The sequence below is a fragment of the Rossellomorea sp. ABR4_012 genome (genome assembly GCF_056159545.1).
This window is the reverse complement of record NZ_JBSWVK010000001.1, coordinates 82,501-105,287: the sequence shown is the minus strand read 5'-3', so window position 1 is coordinate 105,287 and position 22,787 is coordinate 82,501. Positions and strand designations below refer to the sequence as shown.

The window sequence follows — 22,787 nt, the reverse complement described above, 5'->3', positions numbered from 1 at the left end:
GAGAAAGAAAATGTTTGAAAAAAGTATAAAAGAAACCTGTGAAATGCTTCATGTTCACAACGACCTTACAAAATTTGAAGACCATGTCATAAAAGGTGTGAGCATCGACACACGTAAGATTGAAAAGGGAAATCTTTTTGTCCCGTTCAAAGGTGAAAATGTAGACGGCCACAAATTCGTAAGACAGGCGATCGAAAAGGGAGCGGGAGCAGCACTCTGGGATAAGAACGTGCCAAATCCTCCAGAAGACATCCCTGTACTGGTCGTAGATGACCCACTCCTTGCACTGCAGTCACTGGCAAACCAATACCGTCACCAGCTTGACCTGAAAGTGGTCGGTATCACAGGCAGCAACGGAAAGACAACGACGAAGGACATGGTCGCAAATCTTCTTGCGACGAAATACAAAGTCCATAAGACTCAAGGAAACTACAATAACCATATCGGTCTGCCTCTGACGATCCTGGCACTGCCTCAGGATGCAGAAGTTGCCGTGTTGGAAATGGGAATGAGCGGTTTCGGTGAAATCGAGCTGCTGTCTGAAATCTCCCAGCCCGACGCAGCCATCATCACAAACATCGGCGAATCTCATCTTCAGGATCTCGGTTCACGTGAAGGCATCACCAAAGCGAAGCTGGAAATTGTTCAGGGATTGAAGGAAGACGGGCTGTTCGCCTACTTCGGAGACGAGCCTCTTTTACAAGAGCAGGTAAAGGACCTATCACTCAAACGCATCGAAACGTTCGGCAGAAGTGAAACGAATACCATTTATCCTGTAAACATCGAAATGGACAACGATGGAAGCCACTTTGAGACCTCTCTTTATGAAGGAGAAACATTCTTCCTTCCTGTACTCGGCCAGCATAATATCCATAACGCCCTTGCAGCCATTTTGATTGCCAAGGAATTCGGTGTCTCAGTCGAAGATATGAAGAAAGGGCTGAAGTCCCTCAAGCTCACGCAAATGAGAATGGAAATGACAGAGGGTAAAAAAGGCGAGAAAATAATCAATGATGCCTATAACGCAAGTCCCACTTCCATGAAGGCGGCGATCCAGCTCGTTTCTGAACTCGAGGGCTTCGATACCAAAATGCTCGTACTCGGGGATATGCTGGAGCTTGGAGACAACGAAGAGGAGTTCCACCTCGAAATCGGAAGAATGATCAACCCTGAGCAAATTCAGCACGTATATACCTATGGGAAACTTGCGGATTTCATTGCGAAAGGTGTACTGGAAAGATTTTCAAGTGAAAAAGTTCATTCCTTCCAGGATAAAAATGAACTTGCTCAAGAGCTGAAAAGGCAGACAAAAGGCGGAGAGCTTCTTCTATTCAAAGGCTCCCGGGGAATGAAACTCGAAGAAGTCATTGAAGCTTTGACTTAAGCCCGGCTGGGATTAGAAACAATAAAAAGTGTACAAAATGAGAATGGGCAGGGAGAGGGAGGCAATCTCCCTCGCCTTATAAACCGTTCCTATTCACATAAACAGTTTCATAAATCAGTCTTCAAGTAAGTGGGGATCAAAATGATTGGATGTTTACTTATTCATGGGTTCACTGGCGGCCCTTATGAAGTAGAGCCTCTGGCGGAATATCTGAAAGAAAGAACAGATTGGGAAATTGTTGTTCCTACATTACCCGGTCATGGGGAGACGCTCGCTTTAAAAGGGATCAAGCATGCTGAATGGATCGAACACGCAGAAGATGAATTAAAGAACCTCACCTCAACATGCGACAAGGTGTATGTCATCGGATTTTCGATGGGTGGCCTGATTGCCTCTTACCTATCCGTCAAATACAGCGTCGACAAACTCGTCTTACTGAGCGCGGCTGCCTATTATTTGAATTTCAAGCAGCTTGTAAAAGATATTGGAAATTTAATCAAGGAAGGATTTCAAGGGAAAATACTTGAAAATGAGCTCTATAATCGATATAAATTTAAAATGACTAATACTCCGATCCTTTCTGCCTACGAATTTAAAAAGGTGGTGCGTGTAGCCCGCCCTCTCCTTGAAAAAGTGGATATCCCAACCTTTATAGCCCAGGGAGAAAATGATGGGATAGTCCCGCCCAAAAGTGCAAAATATATATATGAGACCATTTCATCTGAAGAAAAAAACCTATATTATTCCACAAAAGCCAGACATTTAATATGCCACAGTGAAGATAAGCACGAATTATTTGGAGAGATCTACCATTTCTTGCAGAGTGAATAGATTGACTATTTTACAATAGATTGAAATTCATCTCTATAAGTGGTAACATTACTACAACATTGTTCTATTTGTTGGACGTGCCAGCTCTTCGATTTAGAAGAGTGTATTTTTTTGCATTTAAGGTTGCAAAATCCGCACCGCACCTTACAATAAGATGTAATACACATTGCAGCAGACATTCCAATGGACATTGCAATATATTTTAAAAATAAACATCTCATATAGACGATTTTAGATTAGATACCGAAGTCTTTCGGTGTGTAAGATTTCGTTCCGATTTAAAAATATAATCAGCACAATTGATTAGTTATAAAAGATGTAAATCAAAAGGAGAATGAATAGCATTGACAAAGTTTTCAGATTTAAACTTAAGCGCATCTACGTTGAAATCAGTTAAACGTATGGGCTTTGAAGAAGCAACCCCAATTCAGGCAAGTACAATTCCAGCAGGTCTAGAAGGTAAGGATATCATCGGACAGGCACAAACTGGAACAGGTAAAACGACAGCATTTGGTATTCCGATGATCGAGAAGATCGATATGAAGAACCCGAACGTTCAGGCTCTGGTAATCGCTCCGACTCGTGAACTCGCAATCCAGGTCTCTGAAGAGTTATACCGCATTGGTTCAGATAAGCGTGCACGCGTATTATCCGTATACGGCGGACAGGACATCCAACGCCAAATCCGTGCGATGAAAAAGAACCCTCATATCATCGTGGGTACACCGGGACGTCTGCTCGACCACATCAAGCGCCGCACGCTGAAACTTGATAACGTTGAAACACTGGTACTGGACGAAGCAGACGAAATGCTTAACATGGGCTTCATCGAAGACATCGAAAGCATCCTTGAAACTGTACCAAGCACAAGACAAACACTTCTATTCTCTGCCACAATGCCGGATCCGATCCGCCGCATTGCAGAGCGTTTCATGACAGAACCTGAACTGATCAAGGTAAAATCCAAAGAAGTAACGGTTTCAAATATCGAACAGTACTTCACAAAAGTAACGGAAAAAGAAAAGTTTGATGTTCTATCCCGTCTGATCGACGTACAATCACCTGAGCTTGCGATTGTATTTGGCCGTACAAAGCGCCGCGTAGATGAGCTTTCACGCGCATTGAGCATCCGCGGTTACCTTGCAGAAGGAATCCACGGTGACCTTTCCCAGGCGCGCCGTATGACGGTTCTTAAGAAGTTCAAAGAAGGCCGCATCGATATCCTTATCGCAACAGACGTTGCAGCACGCGGACTTGATATCTCAGGCGTAACGCACGTGTATAACTTTGATATCCCTCAAGATCCTGAAAGCTACGTTCACCGTATCGGACGTACAGGCCGTGCAGGTAAAAAAGGTATGTCCATCACGTTTGTAACACCAAGGGAAATGGGCTACCTGCGCGTAGTGGAACAAACAACGAAGAAGAAAATGATGGGCCTTAAGCCGCCAAGCTTGAACGAAGCTCTGGAAGGCCAGCAGCGCCTTGCTTTAGATAAGCTTGTAGAAGCGGCGAAAGAAAGTGATCTTAAGGATTACTCTCAACTTGCAGAGGAATTCCTGAATGACCACGATCCAATCCAGGCAGTAGCAGCAGCGATCCGCGTTCTTACGAAAGAGCCGGACACAACTCCTGTAGAAATTACAGAAGAGCGTCCATTGCCATCAAGAGGCGGCGGCGGCGGTAATCGCGGCGGCGGCTACAAAAAAGGCGGATCACGCAGCGGCAAAGGCGGCGGCGGACGCGGAGGCAGCGGCCCTCGCGGAGGCGGTTCACGCGGCGGATCATCCCGAGGCGGAGATCGTCGCGGCGGCGGCAGACCACAATCTTCCGGCAGCCGACGCAAGTCTTATAACAATAACTAATATGGTTGGTGAAAGCACGATGACCCTTTTGGCGGGTTGTCGTGTTTTTTGTTTTGTGGGTGAAGGTTCCTTTTGTGAATCTCGTACAAGCAGCAGTCTGTCACACGTATTTGGCAGTAAAGGCGATGATTGTCTGTTTTGGCTGGCTAAGGGCTGGGATGGAGATAGTGATTTTGGTTGGAGGGGATGTAGTGGGAAGGGGGGATGAAAAATGGTTTTGACAAATTAGGGTTTTGGTTTTGTTTTTGGGACGGCGTAGCAGAGGTGTGAGTGAAGAAAATTCGACAAGATGCACGTATTTTTGGAAAGATGCACGTATTTTTTTAAAATGGTTTGTAAATCTGGAATCCTGCATGAAAATCTCAAAACCTGCACGTAAACCTTTAAAAGTGGATTGAAACGGTAAAAGGGTAGGTGTTTAACCAATCAAAAAGAGGATTTTCCCTATTTTGAGAGAAGTACTTATAGATGAATTTTAAAAGAGTGATCAATTGTTCGCAAAAGAGAGGAAAATACCAATAAGAATACAACAAAATGAAGCATTAATAAGAAATTTAAGTGATCAGCACTCAAAAATCCCCATCATTGAACAGGATCTGAAAAGAAGAAACGCAGGTTATAACGGAGAAAAATCGATCGACTATCACTTAAGTTTTCTGGATAGCAAAAAGTATATGATTTTCAACGATTTAAAGCTCCCGTTGACTCCTCATCACTTTCAAATCGATTCGCTGCTTTTTACCCCTTTTTATACATTAATCCTAGAAATTAAAAACATTTCCGGAACGTTGACGATCGACTCTGAATTTAATCAATTAACAAGAACTTATAATGGTATCGATACAGGATTTTCCGATCCTGTAACCCAAGCCAACCGCCAGAAACTCTTTCTTCAACGCTTTTTCTACGAACATAATCTTGTACTCCCGCCAATCGAATTCCTCGTTGTGATCAGTAACCCATCTACGATACTAAAAATGGCACCGGGACAACGGCTCCTTACCCCCTATAATAAAATCATACATGCCCAGAATTTAATCAGCGAAATTAGTAAATTAAACTCTTGTTATACTGAAAAAATTGCAACAAAAAAAGGTTTTAGAAAGATTAAAAAGGTACTCCTCTCCAAACATGATACGAGCATGACAAGTGTGCTAAAAACATTTGGAATTGAAGAACATGAAATTATCAACGGGGTAAAATGTGAATATTGTGGTTCGTTAATGGATCGGAAATTTGGCTGCTGGCAATGTCCCAACTGTAATATTTCTTCCAACACAGCTCATATCCGGGCAATGGAAGATTATTTTCTTCTGTTTAAACCATTTATAACAAACAGGGAATTAAGAACCTTTTTAAATATTTCGTCTCCTAGAACCTCCCATCTCCTATTGAACTCTCTAGACCTGAAAATCCAAGGATCAGGAAAAGGAACAACCTACCACAAAGATTTTTAATAATGAATTTTAATATCACCTCACCCCGCACATACTACCAATAAAAAAAGGAGCCCCACCAACCATGACTCTCATCCGACTCGGCTACGTAGCCATGAGTATGAACCTTCAGAATGCCTCGCCGTCCCAGACGATGACATACAAGCAATTTTTATCGATAAAAGATCGGGAAGCAGCAATCGCCAGGCTTGAGCGCATCGCCCGGTCGAATCTTGAAAATTGCCTGCGTCTCTTGAAGCATAATGTCCTTCATGATATTCACTTTTTCCGATTCAGCTCGAAGTTGATACCGCTTGCGAACCACCCTGACCTTAAGGGGTGGGATTTTATAACGCCTTTAAAGCCGGAGCTGCTCAAAATAAAAGAGTATCTTCAGGATCACCCGATGCGTGTTGATTTTCACCCTGATCATTTTGTCCTTTTGAACACCAGTGATGTTGAGGTCCTTAAGAATACGTTTCACACGCTGAAAATGCATAGGAATTTGCTTCTGGGAATGGGGATCGATCCGACACACCGCTGTGTTTTGCATGTGGGCGGAGCGTATGATGATAAGGAGAAGGCTCTTGAACAGTTTATACATAATTGGGGGCTTACACCGGCTTCGCTTCAGGAATTGATCATACTGGAAAATGATGATACCGTGTTCAGTGCTGCGGATGCGCTCTATCTTTGTGAGAAGCTGGGCGTTCCTCAGGTTTTCGACTATCATCATCACCTTGCCTATCATGAGAGGGATTGGCAAGAGGATTGGGAGCGGATTGTAGCGTCGTGGAGCCAGTCTCCATTGCCAGTCAAAATGCATATCTCCAGTCCTCGTTCTGAACAGGATTACAAAGCACATGCTGAATACATTGACCCCGTGATGTTCATGGAATTTTTAAAAGGTGTGAAAGGTTCTGTCGATCAGGTGGACTGCATGATTGAAGCGAAGAAAAAAGATGATGCTTTGTTCCGTTTGGTTGAAGATTTGAAAGGAGTCGAGGAAGTTGAGTGGGTCGATCAGTCGTCTTTTATCATAAAATGAATGTCGTCCTAATAATGTCTGCAAATACTCATAACATCGGTGTTTGCGGGCATTTCTTTGCCTGTTAATCCACCCACGACGCTTTAAAAAACGGAACCATTGGCCAAAAAACCTTCCCCCATATCAGCCTCAAATAAACTTTTCACGCATCAACGAAACCAATCCTATCCACAAACGTAAACATACTGTAAGATTTATACATTAGGATATAAACAAAAGGAGGATGGATATGAGAGGAGAGCCTCAGAAACGGATTTCACCCAAGGCGCTTAAGGTATGGAGGCTGCATGGTGTGATACAAACAGCGGTGCTGGCTGTGGTGGTGGCTGGTGTAGTCGTGCTATCAACGATATTTGATTGGCCGGTTTGGATCATGACTGCTGCAATCGGTATATTGCTCTTATTTATTTATATGATGATCTTTTTTCTGCCGTCGATTCGCTGGAAACGATGGAGGTATGAAGTGAGGGAGCAGGAGATCGAGCTCCAAAGAGGGTTTATTTTTGTAAAACGCACGCTGGTTCCGATGGTAAGAGTGCAGCATGTTGATACGGTGCAGGGACCGATTTTAAAGAGGTACAATCTATCTACGATCACGATTTCGACTGCTGCCACCGTTCATGAAATTCCGGCTCTGGATACAGGGGAAGCGGATGAATTGAGACATTCCATATCCTTATTGGCGAGGGTGGCGGAAGATGATGTCTGAATATAAACGACTGCATCCGATATCTGCAGTGGCAAATTTTTTGAAGCAATTAAAAGAATTGATCATTCCGTTCGTCTTGTTATTTGTCCTGAACAGCAGGGGGGAGAAGAGCGGGTTTTGGGATTATATGCCCCTCATTTCAATGGGTGCCGTACTGGTGATTGTCCTTGTAGCGGGTGTGCTCAAGTGGCTCAGGTTCACTTATCGGTTGGAAGAGGGTGAACTGCGGATTGAGTATGGTCTTTTTGTGAAGAAGAAGCGCTATATCCCGTTTGACCGCATTCAAAGCCTGAACTTTTCAGAAGGGATCATTCACAGACCCTTTGGGTTGGTGAAGGTGAAGGTTGAAACAGCTGGCTCATCGAGTCCGGGGGAATCTGAAGCTGAGCTGACGGCCATTTTGAAAGAAGAAGCTTTGGAGCTTGAAAAAATCATTTACCGTGAAAAGAAGAAGGGTCAAACAACGGAAATGGATGAAGAGACGGTCGTCCATGAAGAGGATTTGCCAAAAGAAGAAAAGTGGGTTTTCAAAATGAGCGCCAAGGATATTTTGGTGCTCGCTCTGACGTCTGGGGGAGTCGGTGTCATTCTATCGGGGGCGGCCGTCTTTTTATCTCAGTTCTCTGAGTTCATTCCATATGAAATGATATTTGACGAAGTTATGGTGTTTGTAAAAAGTGGATTGTTGTTCATTGCCTTAATGTCATTCATCATCCTGCTTGTCGCCTGGATTTTTTCAGTTGGATGGACATTTGTGCTGTATGGTGATTTCAAAATCAGGCTGAACGATGATAACATCGTGATTACGAGAGGCCTTCTGGAGAAAAAACAGGTAACTGTCCCGCTGAATCGTGTGCAGGGCATCCGTATAGTTGAGAACCCGGTGCGTCAGTTGTTTGGCTACTGTACAGTCGTGATTGAAAATGCTGGGGGATCAGTGCTTGATAAAGACAGTTCGACGATCAAGCTGATGCCTGTCGTGAAGAAGAAGAGAGTGCCGGGAGTGCTTCACACACTATTTCCAGAGTACATCCTGACGGAGGATTTCCACCGCCTGCCGAAACGTTCAATTAGAAGATATATCTTTCGTGCAGCTGATTGGGTGATCATCCCGGTTGTCATATTGGCGATCATGTATTGGCCGCTGGGTCTCCTCAGCATCCTGCTTGCTATTCCTTTCAGCTTTCTCGGCTTCTTTCAGCATCGGGCTGGAGGCTGGAGAATTACAGGCAATCAATTATCACTGCGGTACCGGGGAATTTTAAAGCATACCGCATATATGAAAAAAAGCAGGATTCAATCCCTTGACTCCAAGCAGAGCTGGTTTCAGGCAAGAAGAAATTTGAGGAGCATTTCCACTACGCTGAAGTCCGGGCAAACAGGCTATTCAAGTGAAGTGAATGATTTAGAATTAAAAGATGCAGCTGAAATTTATAAATGGTTTTCACATGATTAACTATAAAAAAGGTGACACGCTGTATGTGTAAGCGGGTCACCTTTTTTAGCGCGGTTCGTTGGGGGAACGGAGTAAGCACCATCATTTCTTTCCGGATATCCACCCGATGATAAATCCGCCAAGCAATCCGAAAATATGCGCGGTGATGTTGATGCCTGATTGCATGAATGTCATCACCACTCCGATTACGACGATCGGGAGTATGATCTGGCGGCTTTCGCGGGTGATGAATTGTTTTTTCAGCAGAATCATGGCGATGTAAAAGCCGAACAACCCAAATATCGCTCCTGAAGCCCCGACATGACTGTAGGTTAAAGGCTTTATGAGATAGGTAATAATATTAGCGAAGACCCCGCTTGCCAAGTAAAGGAGAATGAATCGGAGTTTGCCCAGATAGTTTTCAAGTGGCGGTCCGAATAAGACGAGTGAAAAAGAGTTGAATAAAAGGTGAGCGAAACCTAGATGAACAAAGATAGGCGTAACAAGTCTCCACCACTCGCCTTCCTTGATAAACAGATTCACCCCTGCCAGCTGCTCATACACCCACCGTTGTGGAAAAATAGGAAGGGAACTCACTAAAAAAAGAACAATATGGATGAACACGATCAGTGAGATGACCGGATATAATCGTAAAAATTGTGAGAAGCTTTCGGTTCTGACAAACATAGTGTATCCTCCTAATAGAAAAGTACCGTCGTTTAAAAAATCACATAAGTCCATTATATACTATAAGTGTTTATAAACTATATGAGAAACAGGACAAGAGTAGAAGGAGAACTGCATATGATTAAAGGGATCGGATTGGATATTATCGAAATTGGACGAATACAACAAATCGTCGAGCGGCAGCCAAAATTGATCAAAAGGGTGCTGACCGTGGGTGAGCAGGACCAGCTTGCATCATTGACAGGTTCCCGGTCCATTGAGTTTATTGCGGGCAGATTTGCAGCAAAGGAAGCTTTCGCAAAGGCAAAAGGGACAGGAATCGGACATGCTCTTTCTTTTCAGGATATTGAAATAAGCAAAGACTCAAATGGCAAGCCGTTTTTTTCCAAGCCTGATGGCGTGAACGCTCATCTGTCGATCACCCACAGCAGGGATTTCGCTGCCGCACAAGTCATCATTGAAGAATAAAAAAGTTCGAGCTTGTCATCTTCACTAGCATATTACCCGAGGTTGTCTCATATATTCAGTAGTGCAATAGGAGAGACAAGGCTAGGTATGTTCAGTCGGGGCCACCGGCTGTAAGAGAGACGAAGATAAAGAACGTCTTATTCTTATACCGTCTAGCTTTCCCCTCTCTCAATTACGTTTATCTTGAGACAAAAGGGGTTGAAAAGATGAAGAAAAAGCTAGTTATACTAGTGATGGCCATGCTTGCAGTGCTGATGCTGGCTGCTTGCGGTGAGAAATCGAAGGAAGACGTGACAAAGGATCTTAAGTCAAAGGTAGAGGACATGAAGGGGTATAAAGCGGACGCCAAAATGACGCTTCAGGTTGGCGATGAACCACAGACCTATGATGTGGAAGTTTGGCATAATAACCCTAATTACTACCGGGTCGCTCTTAAAAACGCCGCGAAGGATCAAAGTCAAATGATTCTCCGGAATGATGAAGGAGTATTTGTCCTGACCCCTGCTTTGAATAAGAGCTTCCGCTTCCAAAGTGAATGGCCTAATAATAGCAGTCAGGCTTATCTGTACGAATCTCTAGTTCAGGATGTACTAGAAGATAAAGAAGCGAAGTTCAAAGAAACGAAGAGCCATTATGTATTTACAACGAAAACACGTTATCAGAACAAGCAAATGCTTCCTACTCAGGAGATTGCTTTTAACAAGAAAGATCTATCCCCGGCTACCGTCAAAGTGATGGATGCGGATAATAACTCTCTTGTAAAAGTGGAATTCTCCAAGATGGATATGAAAGCTGCGTTTGATAAAAAAGACTTTGATATGAAGAAGAACATGACAGGCGCCCAGCTTGAAGTTCCGGTTACAGCAAACGTGGAAGACAAGGAGTTCACTGTCCTCTACCCTATGTCTGAAATCACAGGAACTGAATTGGTAGAAGAAAAAGAAGTGGCGACTGAAAACGGCAAACGCGTCGTCCTGACGTATGATGGTGAGAAATCCTTCACGATTATCCAGGAGAAAACGACAGTGGTTCCTACCATGACAGTATCCACATCACTGAAGGGTGAGCTGGTAGACTTAGGGTTCACAGTGGCAGCAATGACTGATACTTCCATCAGATGGACGAACAACGGTGTCGATTACATGCTTGCTTCGAATGACCTGACTCCTTCCGAAATGGTCATGCTTGCACAGTCTGTTCAAGGTTCCATGGTGAAATAGAGAGTATATTAATGGGGCGGACCTTATTGGTTTGCCTCTTTTCTTTTGGGTTTATGTCCAGTGGGGGACAGGTCGGCTGCTTGTATGAGGAGAGCCGCCAAGAGAAAATTGAGGAAGAATATTACAGAAGAAAGGCGGAGTCACGAGGTTTTGAATCGGTTGTTACACGTTCAAGTGCCGAGTAGATCATCCGTGATAATCATCATGCTGCTAGTTTTCTGTAAAAAAGGCATTCGGATAGACTTTTTTACTTTTACTCCAAACATCGATTGATGATGATGTTTTCCTATTTAGTCATTATGAAAAATTCCTTGGAATAAAAAAATCGTCTGACAGCTTTAAGGAATTTTACCCAATATTGCGGACTTGACTCTTGCGGGCTCGATTAATTGCGCCGGTTTTAGAATTATTGCGCTGGTTTCTAATTAATTGCGCCACTTCCAGAATTATTACGTCGGTTTTCAAATAATTGCGCCAAAATCCCGATAATTGCGCAACTTGACGAAAAACCATACAAACCATACCCTCTTAACAAAACCCCTGTCCAAACTACGCCATGCTCATTCACTGTTACCGCCTCCATGTACCCGTGTTTCTACAACCCCGCTAACCACCGACCACCCCACAAAGAGCCTTGCCACAAAAAAATTAATTTGACACAATAAGAGAATAGATGAATAATCAAAGATATTCTTGAATAGACTGACAATGTTTTGTTGATATGAGGAAGTGACCAGAGTGGAAACACAGACGCAGTTCTTTCGTGATACATGGGCAGAAATTAATCTTGATTATTTAGCGGAAAATATAAAAAATATCAAGCAGCATATCGCTTCTGATGAAGTGAAAATGTTTGCTGTCGTAAAGGCAAATGCATACGGACACGGCGATGTCCAAGTGGCATTAACTGCTTTGGAAGCAGGGGCTCACGGCCTTGCGGTTGCTTTCCTGGATGAGGCCATTTCGTTAAGAAAAGGGGGGGTCGAAGCACCGATTCTTGTGCTCGGTGCAACACGGGCTAGAGATGTGAACCTGGCATCTTTCCACAATATTTCATTGACGACCTTCAGTTTGGAGTGGCTGGAAGAAGCGTCGAAAGAGCTGGAACAAACGTCATCCTTGAAGCTGCACATTAAATGCGATACCGGGATGGGAAGAATAGGGGTCAGGTCTGCAGATGAGTTGAAGAAGATGGAAACATTCATCCACTCTTTCAGCAGGTTTCAGCTGGAAGGAATTTTCACACACTATGCTACTGCTGACGAACTGGATGATGCCTATCTCGACCAACAGCTGGAAACGTTCGAAGAGATGCTTCGTGTGCTGGATGAGCGTCCGCAATACGTTCATTCCTCCAATAGCGCGGCAGCCCTGCGGAAATCTAATACCCATTTCAACGCCGTCCGGGTAGGGATTGCAATGTACGGTCTCTCTCCATCTCAGGAAATGAAAGAGGTCCTGCCCTTTCCGCTTAAGGAAGTCTTTTCCCTTTACTCAAGACTGATCTATACGAAAAAACTTGAAGCAGGAGAGAAGATCAGTTATGGAGCTACTTATGAAGCATCACGCAATGAGTGGGTCGGGACGATCCCCATCGGTTATGCAGATGGGTGGCTAAGGAAGCTCCAGGGGCAGCAGGTTATTGTGGATGGAAAGAGGTCTCCGATCGTCGGGAGGATATGCATGGATCAATGCATGATTTCATTACCCGGAGCATTGAAAACGGGAGTGAAGGTAACCCTTATCGGACGGGAGGGGAATGAAGCAGTTTCGATAGATGAAATTGCTGAAAAACTTGAAACGATCAATTATGAAATTCCATGTATCATTTCTACAAGAGTTCCGAGAATTTATATAAGGGACGGCAAGCCTGCAGAAGTTTCTAATAAACTATTATCTACAGGCGGGGTAATAAAAAAATGAAAACATCTGAATTTAAATGAATAATTAGCATTTTATATGGCGGATACTAGAAGAGATTGATAAATTGTCTTTTCATTCCCGCTATTTAATGGTATGATTAGTATGTTATTGAACAGAAACGGTATGTAGTGATTGGTGGAGGTGTAGTTTGTGTCTGAATCCAGCGCAACAACAGAAATCTTAATTCGTCTGCCGCAACAGCTCGTTACAGAATTAGACGGCTTTGCAGATCAAGAGAATGTGAATCGCAATGAGTTTATTTATCGTGCAACCAAAATGTATTTACGAGAGCGTAAAAAGCGACAACTACGTGAATCTATGAGACGCGGCTATATGGAGATGGCTAAGATCAATCTTGCAATCGCTTCTGAAGCGATCCAAGCAGAATATGAGGCAGAACATACAGTCGAACGCTTAGTAAGCGGAGGTTAATCCTTTGATTGTAAAGCGTGGTGACGTATATTTTGCGGATCTTTCTCCTGTTGTAGGTTCAGAACAAGGCGGAGTTCGACCGGTACTTGTTATTCAAAACGATATTGGGAATCGGTTCAGTCCCACAGTGATCGTTGCTGCTATTACCGCACAAATTCAAAAAGCAAAATTGCCTACTCATGTTGAAATTGATGCAAAACGTTATGGCTTTGAACGTGATTCTGTTATCTTGCTTGAACAAATTCGAACGATTGATAAACAACGTCTGACAGATAAAATTACACACTTGGATGATGAAATGATGGAAAAAGTGGATGACGCCCTCCAAATAAGCGTCGGCTTAATCCAGTTTTAACCTTTTCATACCATGTGGCGGTAGTTTTTAGTACAATAATAAATGACAACACAGCTACGAAACAGAAGGCTTGCTGATCAAGATAAGAAATTGATCAGCAAGCCTTCTGTTTTTGTGTCTGGAAATTCCTATACTAGACGTGTTTACCGCTGGTTATCCATATCTATCCTCGTGAAGAAGAATATAACCTGAGGTAAATTGATCAATTTTATGACAAATAACTTTGAACAATTTATAATAAAAAGGAACATGGGGAAAATACCCGAAAAGGCAATGTTTTTTCAATTTGGCATTTATTTGTTACTATATTAATAAATGCGAAAAATTTTAAGCATAAGAACGGATTAGATTAAATATACGTTACATCTTTTCGTATATGACAGTTGGTGTAAATTTCTTATGGTAGAATGGGGAGAGTTAGATGTTCACTGAAATTACGGATTTTATCCAGAGTAATAAGTCGGATTTAACGCAAGTTTGGATGGAGCGGATGAAGGAAGAAGCGGATGAAAAATTTCTTCAAGTTGTTTCTGATCAAATTTTCACTAAGACAAGCCATGAATTTGTTGAAATGATTGCATCCAATCTAAGGGATTCCAAAGAATTCTCGTCAAGGCTCGAGGATTTTGCAGAAAAGGTCGTGCGATTCGGCTGGCCGCTGACATTTGTTACGTCAGCGCTGAGCACGTTTGCAAAAGTGGTGTACGAAGCGATGAGAGAAGAAAACCTGATTACCGAAGCAAATCATGCTGAACAGGTTGAAATATTCGATAAATGGGTCACTCCTATGTATAACAAAGTAATCAGCGCTTATACAGAATCATGGGAAAGAACCGTATCCCTTCAAAAGATCGCCCTACAGGAACTTTCTGCACCTTTGATTCCCGTATTCGAGAAGATTTCAGTGATGCCTCTTGTCGGCACCATCGATACGGAAAGAGCCCGTTTAATCATGGAAAATCTTTTGAACGGTGTAGTGAAGCACCGGGCGGAGGTCGTCCTGATTGATATTACAGGTGTCCCCGTAGTGGATACGATGGTTGCCCACCACATCATCCAGGCTGCAGACGCGGTCCGTTTAGTGGGGGCTAAGTGCATGCTGGTAGGAATAAGACCGGAAATCGCACAAACGATCGTAAATCTGGGAATCGACCTTAATCAATTCAGTACGAACAGCACATTGAGAAAAGGCATTGAAAAGGCTCTTGAAATGACCGATAGAAAAATCGTATCAGCGGAGGGATCAGAGTGAGAATACCGATTTTAAAATTGCATGATTGCTTGTTAATTTCAATTCAATGGGAACTTGATGATCAAACAGCCCTTCAATTTCAAGAAGACCTTTTGCATAAGATTCATGAAACAAGTGCAAGAGGGGTTGTAATCGACATCACATCGATCGACTTTATTGATTCCTTTATCGCCAAGGTACTTGGTGATGTTATAAATATGTCCAGATTAATGGGAGCTAAAGTAGTGATAACAGGTATTCAGCCTGCTGTCGCGATTACGCTGATTGAACTCGGCATCAGGTTGGACGATGTGCTAACCGCTCTAGACTTGGAAAAAGGTTTAGAGAAATTACAAACGGAACTGGGGGATTAGTGAATGGATAGCCAATCCTGCGTGAAGATCACGAATGAATGGGACATCGTTGCTGCCCGCCAGTTAGGAAGAAATGTAGCCAAAGAGCTGGGGTTTGGAACTGTTGACCAGGCTCGAATCACTACTGCTATCAGTGAATTAGCACGAAACATATATCTTTATGCTGGCCATGGCCAGATATGTATAGAAAAACTTTTCGACGGCGGAAAGAAGGGCGTGCGCATCATTGCACTGGATGATGGTCCTGGCATCAATGATTTAAGAAAAGTGATGGAAGACGGATATTCCACATCAGGTGGTTTAGGAGCAGGTTTGCCTGGGGTTAAGCGTTTGATGGATGAATTCAACGTAGAATCTGCACCTGGAGAAGGGACAGATATTCGGGCAACCAAGTGGCTCCGCTAGGGGGAGTTAGATGAACTTTAGAGAATTGATGGATTCAAAATATAGAGAAATCATAGAGCATTATCTGAATGAGCAAGATGAAAAGGCCTTGTATCTCGGTCAGAAATTCAGCCGGAAATCAATTGAGCATCATGTGTCACCGGAAGAGATCATCAGCCTTCACAAGAGTGTCATTCTCGAGATGGAACCGAATATTCCGCATCATGTCCTTCATGCTTTTGATATTCTATTGGAAGTCATGATCGGATATGGATTTGCCTATCGCGAGCATCAAAGCCTGCGAAGCAAGCAGCAGGAATTAAACAATGAAATCGATATTGCTTCCAACATGCAGCAAACATTGCTCGGAACAAGCATTCCGGTTGTGGAAGGTCTGGATATCGCTGCCGTCAGCGTCCCTGCCAAGAAGATGAACGGCGACTATTATCACTTTGTACAAGATGAGAACGACAGTGTCAGTGTCGCCATTGCAGACGTCATCGGGAAAGGGATACCCGCTGCACTATGTATGTCCATGATCAAATATGCGATGGACAGCCTGCCTGAATATCGCAATGAGCCCAATGCTGTTTTGGAAAGCCTGAACAGGGTAGTGGAACAAAACGTGGATGCCAGTATGTTCATTACGATGTTTTATGGTGTCTATAACTCTCATAAACACTTGTTTTCTTATTCATCAGCCGGTCATGAGCCCGGCTTCTTCTATAATGCCCATGCCGACCAATTCGAAGACTTGGATGCAAAAGGGCTTTTATTAGGAGTGGATAAGAAAGCCAAGTACAGACAATATGAAAGACGTGTGGAAGTCGGGGACATGATCATCCTTCTTTCTGATGGGGTAACAGAGTGCCGCACTGAAGAAGGCTTTATCGAACGGGAAGACCTGGTAGAGCTGATCAGCCAGTATAAACACTTGACCTCGGATGAAATTGTAACCAACGTCTATAAAGAATTAGAGAAACTGCAACATTTTGAATTGCGAGATGACTTCACCCTTATTATTATAAAAAGAAATTCCTAAATCTTGTTTATCTTACTTTACAATAGGGTAAACGAATAGAGACTTTATTATAATGCTCTTAAAAAAAGGTGGTCGTTTTATGAACTTGTCAATAGATATGCAAGAGAAAGAGAACGAATTATTTGTAAAAGTAGCTGGAGAAATTGATGCATATACAGCACCTAAACTTAAAGAAACTCTTCTTCCTTCTGCCGAAGCTGAAAATGATAAAGATATCGTTGTAGACCTTTCAGAGGTTTCTTATATGGATAGTACCGGACTGGGTGTCTTTGTAGGATTATTCAAGACCATTAACGCACGCGGCGGCCAGCTCAAACTGGTTGGTTTATCCGATCGTCTGCAAAGATTGTTTGATATCACAGGTTTAGGGGATATTATGAATATAAATTCCAAGGTAGAAGGTGGAGTTGAATGATGCAAGCTTTTGATTACATCGAGATGAAAATTCCTGCAAAGCCTGAATACGTAGGGGTTATTCGTCTGACACTGTCAGGGATAGCCAGTCGTATGGGCTTTGATTATGATGCGATAGAGGACCTGAAGATCGCCACAAGTGAAGCGATCACGAATGCCGTACAGCATGCTTATAAGGGTGATGACGGCGAAGTAGTGGTCGGCTTTGCTCTTTATGAGGACCGTTTAGAGGTAATGGTGGCGGATCATGGAGAGAGCTTCGACTTCAAGGCGATCCGAAGTGCCGTTGGGCCATATCATGCCGACCATTCCGTTGAATTCCTAAGAGAAGGTGGGTTAGGACTTTACCTTATTGAGAGCCTTATGGATGACGTTAAGGTTCATCATAAAGAGGGAGTGACGGTCTTTATGACCAAATTCCTATCAGGAGAGCAGGTGGAGAGGGATGAAAAAACTATCTCAACCTAACCAGCAGGAACAAAAAGAGAAAGTTCTTCAATGGATCAAGGATTATCAGGAGCATCAGGATGATGAAGCTCAAAGTCAGCTGATCCTCCACTACCAGAATCTTGTGGAATCCATTGCAAGGAAGTATTCTAAAGGGAGATCTTTCCATGAGGATATCATCCAAGTAGGGATGATAGGCTTACTGGGAGCGATCAGACGTTACGACGAATCTTTCGGAAGGTCCTTTGAAGCATTCGCAATTCCGACCATCATCGGGGAGATCAAACGTTTCCTTCGTGATAAAACCTGGAGTGTTCATGTCCCTCGAAGAATCAAAGAGCTAGGTCCGAAGATTAAATCAACTGTTGAAGAGTTAACAAACAAATTAGAACGTTCTCCGCAAGTTCATGAAATTGCTGAATATCTCGAAGTAAGTGAAGAAGAAGTATTGGAAGCAATGGAAATGGGCAGAAGTTATCAAGCCCTCTCAGTGGATCATTCGATTGAAGCGGATTCTGAAGGAAGCACCGTTACCATATTGGATATTGTAGGGAATCAGGATGAAGGATATGAAAAAGTCAATCAGCGCCTCGTTCTGGAGAAAGTGCTTCATGTTCTTTCAGATAGAGAGAAAGCGATCATCCAGTATACGTATCTGGAAAACCTGAGCCAGAAAGAAGCTGGTGAAAAGCTTGGAATTTCACAAATGCATGTATCCCGTTTGCAGCGCAGAGCCATAAAGAAACTGCGTGAAGCCATCCAGGAAGAGGCATTCGATTCGGAGAGTCATTATTAATGGGTTATTTCCAACAAAATGAAATTGAGTTGTATGCAGAACAAGTTTCAAAAAATGGAAACCCATATTGTGGAGACAGCTATTATTACGTCTCTACAAATGATTACTTTGTCTGTGTGTTAGCCGATGGTTTGGGGAGCGGAAAGTATGCGTATGAATCTTCCCATGTTGTAGTGGAAATTGTGGAAGAATATCATCATGAAGATGTAGGGATTCTCATGGACTTATGCAATAAGGCGCTTCAAAAGAAACGCGGTGCTGCAGTGGCCATTATCAAAGCGTATTACCATTCAAAAGAATTTGTATACAGCTGCGTTGGGAATATCCGGTTCTATATGTATTCTCCGGAAGGGAAAATCACTTATCCTTTGCCTGTAACAGGTTATTTATCCGGAAGACCACAAAAATATCAGACAAAGCGTTATACGTATGAATCTAACTCAAGGTTTCTGCTGCATTCAGATGGATTAAATATTTCTGGTGTTAAGTCTGTCCTTCAAAAATATCCAACTTTGCACAGTACCATGCATGATATTCAATCATTGGTCGACGAAACCGCTGATGATACCACATATATAGTAGGAAGCTTACTCTAGACTCGGGGTAAGCTTTCTTTTTTTGCCTTGTCATATGGTAAACTTAATGGGAACCCTTTTAGATGGAGGTCGTAAAATTGACTGTAACAATGACGAATCAAGAAAATTTGCTGCAAATCGTAGCAAAGAATGTAAATGTCTCTCTTAAAAACGTGAAAAATGTTATTGCATTACTAGAAGAAGGTAACACGGTGCCGTTCATCGCCCGTTATCGTAAGGAACAAACTGGAGCATTGGATGAGGTCCAGATCAAAGATATAATGGAGCAATGGAATTACCTGCAAAACCTTGAGCAGAGAAAAGAAGAAGTCCTTAGACTGATTGATGAACAAGGCAAACTGACAGATGAATTGTCACAAGCGATTAAAAAAGCTGACAAATTGCAAAAAGTTGAGGACTTATACCGACCTTATAAACAAAAACGACGGACAAAAGCCACTGTTGCCAAAGAAAAAGGACTGGAACCTTTAGCCGAATGGATTTTAAGTTTTCCTGCAGCGGTGGATGTTGAAAAAGAAGCAGCACGCTACACAACACAAGAAAAAGAAGTGGCAACTGCAGAAGAAGCACTTGCCGGAGCGAAGGACATCATCGCCGAGTATATATCCGACGATGCGGCTTATCGTGAATACATAAGAAATCACACCTTTAGAAAGGGTGTCATAGAAACAAAGGTAAAAAATGAAGAGAAAGATGAGAGAAACGTCTTTGAGATGTACTATGAGTACAGTGAACCGGTAAGCAAAGTCGTTCCACACCGTGTACTGGCGATGAATAGAGGAGAAAAAGAGGATATCATTAAAGTGAATATCCAGCCGGACGGAGATTCCATTCTTCACTATTTACAACGACAAGTGATCAAAAATGTCCACTCTCCAGTAGTGTCTATAGTCAAAGAAGCGATTGAGGACGGCTATAAACGATTAATCCAGCCTTCTGTCGAAAGAGAAATCCGTAATGATTTAACAGAGAAGGCTGAAAATCAAGCCATTCATATCTTCTCGGAAAACCTCAGAAAGCTGCTGCTGCAGCCTCCTATGAAAGGGAAAATGGTTCTTGGAGTCGACCCGGCCTACAGAACGGGATGTAAGCTTGCTGTGATTGACGAAACGGGCAAGATGCTGGAAGTGAGTGTCATCTATCCGCATCCACCCAAATCACAAAAGGCCGCTTCTGAAGAAGTGATGAAAAAGATGATCGATCAGTATTCGATAGAGGTCGTGGCCATTGGAAACGGAACGGCTTCCAGGGAAACTGAGCAATTCGTGGTAGATGTCCTGAAAAATATCGATAAAGAAATTTTCTATCTGATCGTCAATGAAGCGGGTGCCAGTGTATATTCCGCATCTGACGTTGCAAGAGAAGAATTTCCTTCCCTTCAAGTAGAGGAGAGAAGTGCTGTGTCAATCGCCAGAAGACTGCAGGATCCACTTGCTGAACTGGTGAAAATCGATCCAAAATCTGTAGGTGTAGGACAATACCAGCACGATGTCTCCCAGAAAAAATTGAACGAGTCATTGACTTTCGTGGTAGAGACAGCTGTTAACCAAGTAGGAGTAAACGTGAATACTGCTTCTTCTTCATTACTGCAATATGTGGCGGGTCTCTCTAAAACGGTGGCGAATAATATAGTTAAAAAAAGAGAGGAAGAGGGCAAATTTAAGTCCAGGGCGCAATTAAAGAAAATCCCGAGACTCGGTGCCAAAACGTATGAACAAAGCATAGGATTCCTGCGTATCATGGAAGGCAATGAACTCCTTGACCGGACACCTATTCATCCGGATAACTACGGAGATGTAAAAAAGCTTCTTTCCAAAACCGGATTCAGTGAAGAAGCAATCGGAAGTGATGATCTAAAGCAGGCAATCAATCAATTGAACCTCGATGAAGTATCTGAAGAACTGGGGATCGGTAAGTTAACACTGAAGGATATCATCGATGCCTTGATTCGCCCCGGCAGAGATCCGCGTGACGAATTCCCTAAACCACTTCTTAAAAAAGATGTATTAAAACTGGAAGATCTTAAAGAAGGCATGGAACTTCAAGGCACCGTCCGAAATGTAGTCGATTTTGGAGCCTTCATCGATGTTGGGGTGAAGCAGGATGGCCTCGTCCATATTTCAAAGCTCAAGCAAGGCTTCGTCAAACACCCGCTGGATGTTGTTTCAGTCGGTGACGTAGTAACCGTTTGGGTGGATAGCGTCGATGTGAAAAAGGGCAGAGTTGCCTTGACGATGATTCAATAGGCGGATAACTACAATAATAAAAGCTGACTTGATTGCAACTTCATCAAGTCAGCTTTTTTGTCCCGCTCCGGCAGCTGGAGGATCGCGGTCATAAGCCGAGCCAACCAAAAAGGGCAAAAAACGCCTTTCCGGCTGCCTTATCTAATGCTTGTCGCCTCTGGTCGAGCCGCCTGCGCATTGTGGTTATTGTTGAGGGAAGTTTTTCTTCCTATAAAAATTCCAGCATTGATTAAGAAGTTTAATCTGATAACGATTCTTCTCAAGATATGCCTTCCTCATCTGATTAACGAGCCAGTTTGGCATAAGGTACCCTCCTTATTCCAATCTCCAGAAAACATTCTTGAAACGACAGCCGGTGTCTATTCTTTCAGGATGTTATATAATCTATGTGTATGTTACTATAGGTTGTCCTGTGCTGGAAAACGAGTAAAGGTAAGGAGAATGAGCATGACAAACAATGAACTGCAAACTCTGGTGGAAGAAATTTCACTTCAATATTTTCATAAACCATTTCAGCATAAAGCTTATTTCAACCCCAGACTTAGGACAACTGGTGGAAGGTACATGCTTGGGAGCCACAATATAGATATCAACGAGAAGTATCTGAAAGAACATGGGGTATCAGAATTGATAGGTATTATCAAACATGAACTCTGCCACTATCACCTTCATATTGAAGGAAAGGGATATAAGCACAGGGATGCTGACTTCAAACATCTCCTACAAGAAGTTGGAGCTCCAAGACATTGTACCGCGCTATCAACAACCAAAAGGTACCAGCGAATCCTGATTTATTCCTGTTCAAAATGCAATCTGACATTCAAGAGGAAAAGAAGGATCAATACAAAAAAATATGTATGCGGCCGATGTAAAGGAAAGCTTATCTTTCGCGAGGAGCTAGAGCAAGGTTCCTAGCTGCCATTCAACCTAAACGGGAGTGGAAAAAAAGGAGTAAGGCAGTTAAAAAACTATATGAAAAATAGTTGACAAGAAGCAGCTGAGTCATTATAATCGAAAGAGTCGATAAGACATTTCACAAAGCGTTAGAATACTTCACGTTCCGCAGTAGCTCAGTGGTAGAGCTATCGGCTGTTAACCGATCGGTCGCAGGTTCGAATCCTGCCTGCGGAGCCATTTTTATGGAGAAGTACTCAAGTGGCTGAAGAGGCGCCCCTGCTAAGGGTGTAGGTCGGGCAACTGGCGCGAGGGTTCAAATCCCTCCTTCTCCGCCATCACATTTTTATCCTGGCCCGTTGGTCAAGCGGTTAAGACACCGCCCTTTCACGGCGGTAACACGGGTTCGAATCCCGTACGGGTCATTTTTTATTTTTGTCAAAGCAAATAGATTATTTGTTTCGCTGAAGTAAATTAATGACAGTTATTTAGCTGTCGCTAAAAACTCTGGTCCGGTAGTTCAGTTGGTTAGAATGCCTGCCTGTCACGCAGGAGGTCGCGGGTTCGAGT

The 22,787-nt window shown here is 43.0% G+C and carries 25 protein-coding genes and 4 tRNA genes (1 of these 29 running past the window's edge); 27 read left to right on the top strand and 2 right to left on the bottom strand.

From position 1 onward, the window contains the following. Positions 1–10 precede the first annotated feature (10 nt). From ACXAFV_RS00515 to ACXAFV_RS00480, 8 genes are all read left to right on the top strand, one after another. Positions 11–1,384 (top strand): UDP-N-acetylmuramoyl-tripeptide--D-alanyl-D-alanine ligase, encoded by a 1,374-nt coding sequence (locus ACXAFV_RS00515; protein ID WP_475123797.1) that lies wholly within the window; start codon positions 11–13, stop codon positions 1,382–1,384. A 141-nt stretch (positions 1,385–1,525) separates the two neighbouring features. Beyond that, positions 1,526–2,215 carry an alpha/beta hydrolase gene (locus tag ACXAFV_RS00510; protein ID WP_475123796.1) on the top strand — a complete coding sequence of 230 codons (690 nt, stop codon included), beginning with the start codon at positions 1,526–1,528 and terminating at the stop codon, positions 2,213–2,215. A 344-nt stretch (positions 2,216–2,559) separates the two neighbouring features. After that, positions 2,560–4,080 carry a degradosome RNA helicase CshA gene (gene cshA / locus ACXAFV_RS00505; protein WP_475123795.1) on the top strand — a complete coding sequence of 507 codons (1,521 nt, stop codon included), beginning with the start codon at positions 2,560–2,562 and terminating at the stop codon, positions 4,078–4,080. Between the two features lie 74 nt (positions 4,081–4,154). Continuing rightward, entirely contained in the window at positions 4,155–4,301 is a 147-nt protein-coding gene (locus ACXAFV_RS00500; protein ID WP_475123794.1) for a hypothetical protein, read from the top strand. A gap of 270 nt (positions 4,302–4,571) precedes the next feature. Further along, entirely contained in the window at positions 4,572–5,537 is a 966-nt protein-coding gene (locus tag ACXAFV_RS00495; protein ID WP_475123793.1) for a nuclease-related domain-containing protein, read from the top strand. 64 nt (positions 5,538–5,601) lie between these two features. Then, on the top strand, positions 5,602–6,564 hold the full coding sequence (gene uvsE / locus ACXAFV_RS00490; protein ID WP_475123792.1) for a UV DNA damage repair endonuclease UvsE: 963 nt from the start codon (positions 5,602–5,604) through the stop codon (positions 6,562–6,564). 229 nt (positions 6,565–6,793) lie between these two features. Continuing rightward, entirely contained in the window at positions 6,794–7,273 is a 480-nt protein-coding gene (locus ACXAFV_RS00485) for a PH domain-containing protein (RefSeq protein WP_475123791.1), read from the top strand. Beyond that, on the top strand, positions 7,266–8,729 hold the full coding sequence (locus ACXAFV_RS00480; protein ID WP_475123790.1) for a PH domain-containing protein: 1,464 nt from the start codon (positions 7,266–7,268) through the stop codon (positions 8,727–8,729). The genes ACXAFV_RS00485 and ACXAFV_RS00480 overlap by 8 nt, the downstream gene beginning before the upstream one ends. 81 nt (positions 8,730–8,810) lie before the next feature. On the opposite strand, the gene ACXAFV_RS00475 is transcribed toward ACXAFV_RS00480, so the two are convergent. Continuing rightward, the gene (locus ACXAFV_RS00475) at positions 8,811–9,395 is read right to left on the bottom strand and encodes a rhomboid family intramembrane serine protease (RefSeq protein WP_475123789.1); all 585 of its coding nucleotides are present in this window, start codon (positions 9,393–9,395) and stop codon (positions 8,811–8,813) included. A 117-nt stretch (positions 9,396–9,512) separates the two neighbouring features. On the opposite strand from ACXAFV_RS00475, the gene acpS reads away from it, so the two are divergent. The 14 genes from acpS to ACXAFV_RS00405 all read left to right on the top strand — a co-directional run bounded on the left by acpS (position 9,513) and on the right by ACXAFV_RS00405 (position 21,323). Beyond that, complete coding sequence (gene acpS, locus ACXAFV_RS00470; RefSeq protein ID WP_475123788.1) at positions 9,513–9,863, top strand: holo-ACP synthase; 351 nt, start codon at positions 9,513–9,515, stop codon at positions 9,861–9,863. A gap of 206 nt (positions 9,864–10,069) precedes the next feature. Then, positions 10,070–11,083 carry a LolA family protein gene (locus tag ACXAFV_RS00465; RefSeq protein ID WP_475123787.1) on the top strand — a complete coding sequence of 338 codons (1,014 nt, stop codon included), beginning with the start codon at positions 10,070–10,072 and terminating at the stop codon, positions 11,081–11,083. Positions 11,084–11,821: 738 nt separating this feature from the next. Beyond that, a complete protein-coding gene (gene alr, locus ACXAFV_RS00460) occupies positions 11,822–13,006 on the top strand; it encodes an alanine racemase (protein ID WP_475123786.1) in 1,185 nt (394 codons plus the stop codon). Positions 13,007–13,156: 150 nt separating this feature from the next. Next, positions 13,157–13,438, top strand: a complete 282-nt coding sequence (locus tag ACXAFV_RS00455) for a CopG family ribbon-helix-helix protein (RefSeq protein ID WP_032085355.1) — start codon at positions 13,157–13,159, stop codon at positions 13,436–13,438. Between the two features lie 4 nt (positions 13,439–13,442). Then, the gene (gene ndoA, locus ACXAFV_RS00450; protein WP_006838214.1) at positions 13,443–13,793 is read left to right on the top strand and encodes a type II toxin-antitoxin system endoribonuclease NdoA; all 351 of its coding nucleotides are present in this window, start codon (positions 13,443–13,445) and stop codon (positions 13,791–13,793) included. Positions 13,794–14,214: 421 nt separating this feature from the next. After that, positions 14,215–15,045: an RsbT co-antagonist protein RsbRA gene (locus ACXAFV_RS00445; protein ID WP_475123785.1), complete on the top strand. Its 831-nt coding sequence runs from the start codon at positions 14,215–14,217 to the stop codon at positions 15,043–15,045. Further along, positions 15,042–15,398, top strand: coding sequence for an STAS domain-containing protein (locus ACXAFV_RS00440; RefSeq protein WP_058300003.1), 357 nt, complete (start codon positions 15,042–15,044; stop codon positions 15,396–15,398). Before ACXAFV_RS00445 ends, ACXAFV_RS00440 begins: the two co-directional genes overlap by 4 nt. Positions 15,399–15,401: 3 nt before the next feature. Continuing rightward, a complete protein-coding gene (locus ACXAFV_RS00435; protein WP_175986482.1) occupies positions 15,402–15,803 on the top strand; it encodes an anti-sigma regulatory factor in 402 nt (133 codons plus the stop codon). A gap of 10 nt (positions 15,804–15,813) precedes the next feature. Then, positions 15,814–16,824: a SpoIIE family protein phosphatase gene (locus ACXAFV_RS00430; RefSeq protein WP_475123784.1), complete on the top strand. Its 1,011-nt coding sequence runs from the start codon at positions 15,814–15,816 to the stop codon at positions 16,822–16,824. Between the two features lie 79 nt (positions 16,825–16,903). Next, positions 16,904–17,239, top strand: coding sequence for an anti-sigma factor antagonist (locus tag ACXAFV_RS00425; protein ID WP_475123783.1), 336 nt, complete (start codon positions 16,904–16,906; stop codon positions 17,237–17,239). Continuing rightward, positions 17,239–17,706: an anti-sigma B factor RsbW gene (rsbW, locus tag ACXAFV_RS00420; protein WP_475126029.1), complete on the top strand. Its 468-nt coding sequence runs from the start codon at positions 17,239–17,241 to the stop codon at positions 17,704–17,706. Before ACXAFV_RS00425 ends, rsbW begins: the two co-directional genes overlap by 1 nt. After that, positions 17,684–18,481 (top strand): RNA polymerase sigma factor SigB, encoded by a 798-nt coding sequence (gene sigB / locus ACXAFV_RS00415; protein ID WP_475123782.1) that lies wholly within the window; start codon positions 17,684–17,686, stop codon positions 18,479–18,481. Before rsbW ends, sigB begins: the two co-directional genes overlap by 23 nt. Then, entirely contained in the window at positions 18,481–19,077 is a 597-nt protein-coding gene (locus ACXAFV_RS00410) for a PP2C family serine/threonine-protein phosphatase (RefSeq protein WP_475123781.1), read from the top strand. Before sigB ends, ACXAFV_RS00410 begins: the two co-directional genes overlap by 1 nt. An 89-nt stretch (positions 19,078–19,166) precedes the next feature. Then, a complete protein-coding gene (locus ACXAFV_RS00405; RefSeq protein ID WP_475126028.1) occupies positions 19,167–21,323 on the top strand; it encodes a Tex family protein in 2,157 nt (718 codons plus the stop codon). 183 nt (positions 21,324–21,506) lie between these two features. On the opposite strand, the gene cmpA is transcribed toward ACXAFV_RS00405, so the two are convergent. Then, on the bottom strand, positions 21,507–21,626 hold the full coding sequence (cmpA, locus tag ACXAFV_RS00400) for a cortex morphogenetic protein CmpA (RefSeq protein ID WP_175986492.1): 120 nt from the start codon (positions 21,624–21,626) through the stop codon (positions 21,507–21,509). Between the two features lie 144 nt (positions 21,627–21,770). Here cmpA and ACXAFV_RS00395 point away from each other — a divergent pair, with 144 nt between their 5' ends. The 5 genes from ACXAFV_RS00395 to ACXAFV_RS00375 all read left to right on the top strand — a co-directional run. Continuing rightward, complete coding sequence (locus tag ACXAFV_RS00395; protein WP_475123780.1) at positions 21,771–22,238, top strand: SprT family protein; 468 nt, start codon at positions 21,771–21,773, stop codon at positions 22,236–22,238. 144 nt (positions 22,239–22,382) lie between these two features. Next, positions 22,383–22,457 (top strand) — tRNA-Asn (locus ACXAFV_RS00390). A gap of 7 nt (positions 22,458–22,464) precedes the next feature. Continuing rightward, a tRNA-Ser gene (locus ACXAFV_RS00385) sits at positions 22,465–22,555 on the top strand. A 15-nt stretch (positions 22,556–22,570) separates the two neighbouring features. Then, positions 22,571–22,642: transfer RNA gene (locus tag ACXAFV_RS00380), tRNA-Glu, on the top strand. Positions 22,643–22,726: 84 nt separating this feature from the next. Beyond that, positions 22,727–22,787 (top strand) — tRNA-Asp (locus ACXAFV_RS00375); it runs 16 nt beyond the window's last position.

Excerpts from the sequence above, each read along its gene's own strand:
- ACXAFV_RS00515 (WP_475123797.1), top strand. The coding sequence starts at position 11 with ATGTTTGAAAAAAGTATAAAAGAAACCTGTGAAATGCTTCATGTTCAC.
- ACXAFV_RS00510 (WP_475123796.1), top strand. The coding sequence starts at position 1,526 with ATGATTGGATGTTTACTTATTCATGGGTTCACTGGCGGCCCTTATGAA.
- uvsE (WP_475123792.1), top strand. The coding sequence starts at position 5,602 with ATGACTCTCATCCGACTCGGCTACGTAGCCATGAGTATGAACCTTCAG.
- ACXAFV_RS00485 (WP_475123791.1), top strand. The coding sequence starts at position 6,794 with ATGAGAGGAGAGCCTCAGAAACGGATTTCACCCAAGGCGCTTAAGGTA.
- ACXAFV_RS00480 (WP_475123790.1), top strand. The coding sequence starts at position 7,266 with ATGTCTGAATATAAACGACTGCATCCGATATCTGCAGTGGCAAATTTT.
- ACXAFV_RS00475 (WP_475123789.1), bottom strand. The coding sequence starts at position 9,395 with ATGTTTGTCAGAACCGAAAGCTTCTCACAATTTTTACGATTATATCCG.
- acpS (WP_475123788.1), top strand. The coding sequence starts at position 9,513 with ATGATTAAAGGGATCGGATTGGATATTATCGAAATTGGACGAATACAA.
- ACXAFV_RS00465 (WP_475123787.1), top strand. The coding sequence starts at position 10,070 with ATGAAGAAAAAGCTAGTTATACTAGTGATGGCCATGCTTGCAGTGCTG.
- ACXAFV_RS00445 (WP_475123785.1), top strand. The coding sequence starts at position 14,215 with ATGTTCACTGAAATTACGGATTTTATCCAGAGTAATAAGTCGGATTTA.
- ACXAFV_RS00435 (WP_175986482.1), top strand. The coding sequence starts at position 15,402 with ATGGATAGCCAATCCTGCGTGAAGATCACGAATGAATGGGACATCGTT.
- ACXAFV_RS00430 (WP_475123784.1), top strand. The coding sequence starts at position 15,814 with ATGAACTTTAGAGAATTGATGGATTCAAAATATAGAGAAATCATAGAG.
- ACXAFV_RS00425 (WP_475123783.1), top strand. The coding sequence starts at position 16,904 with ATGAACTTGTCAATAGATATGCAAGAGAAAGAGAACGAATTATTTGTA.
- rsbW (WP_475126029.1), top strand. The coding sequence starts at position 17,239 with ATGCAAGCTTTTGATTACATCGAGATGAAAATTCCTGCAAAGCCTGAA.
- sigB (WP_475123782.1), top strand. The coding sequence starts at position 17,684 with ATGAAAAAACTATCTCAACCTAACCAGCAGGAACAAAAAGAGAAAGTT.
- ACXAFV_RS00410 (WP_475123781.1), top strand. The coding sequence starts at position 18,481 with ATGGGTTATTTCCAACAAAATGAAATTGAGTTGTATGCAGAACAAGTT.
- ACXAFV_RS00405 (WP_475126028.1), top strand. The coding sequence starts at position 19,167 with ATGACGAATCAAGAAAATTTGCTGCAAATCGTAGCAAAGAATGTAAAT.
- cmpA (WP_175986492.1), bottom strand. The coding sequence starts at position 21,626 with ATGCCAAACTGGCTCGTTAATCAGATGAGGAAGGCATATCTTGAGAAG.
- ACXAFV_RS00395 (WP_475123780.1), top strand. The coding sequence starts at position 21,771 with ATGACAAACAATGAACTGCAAACTCTGGTGGAAGAAATTTCACTTCAA.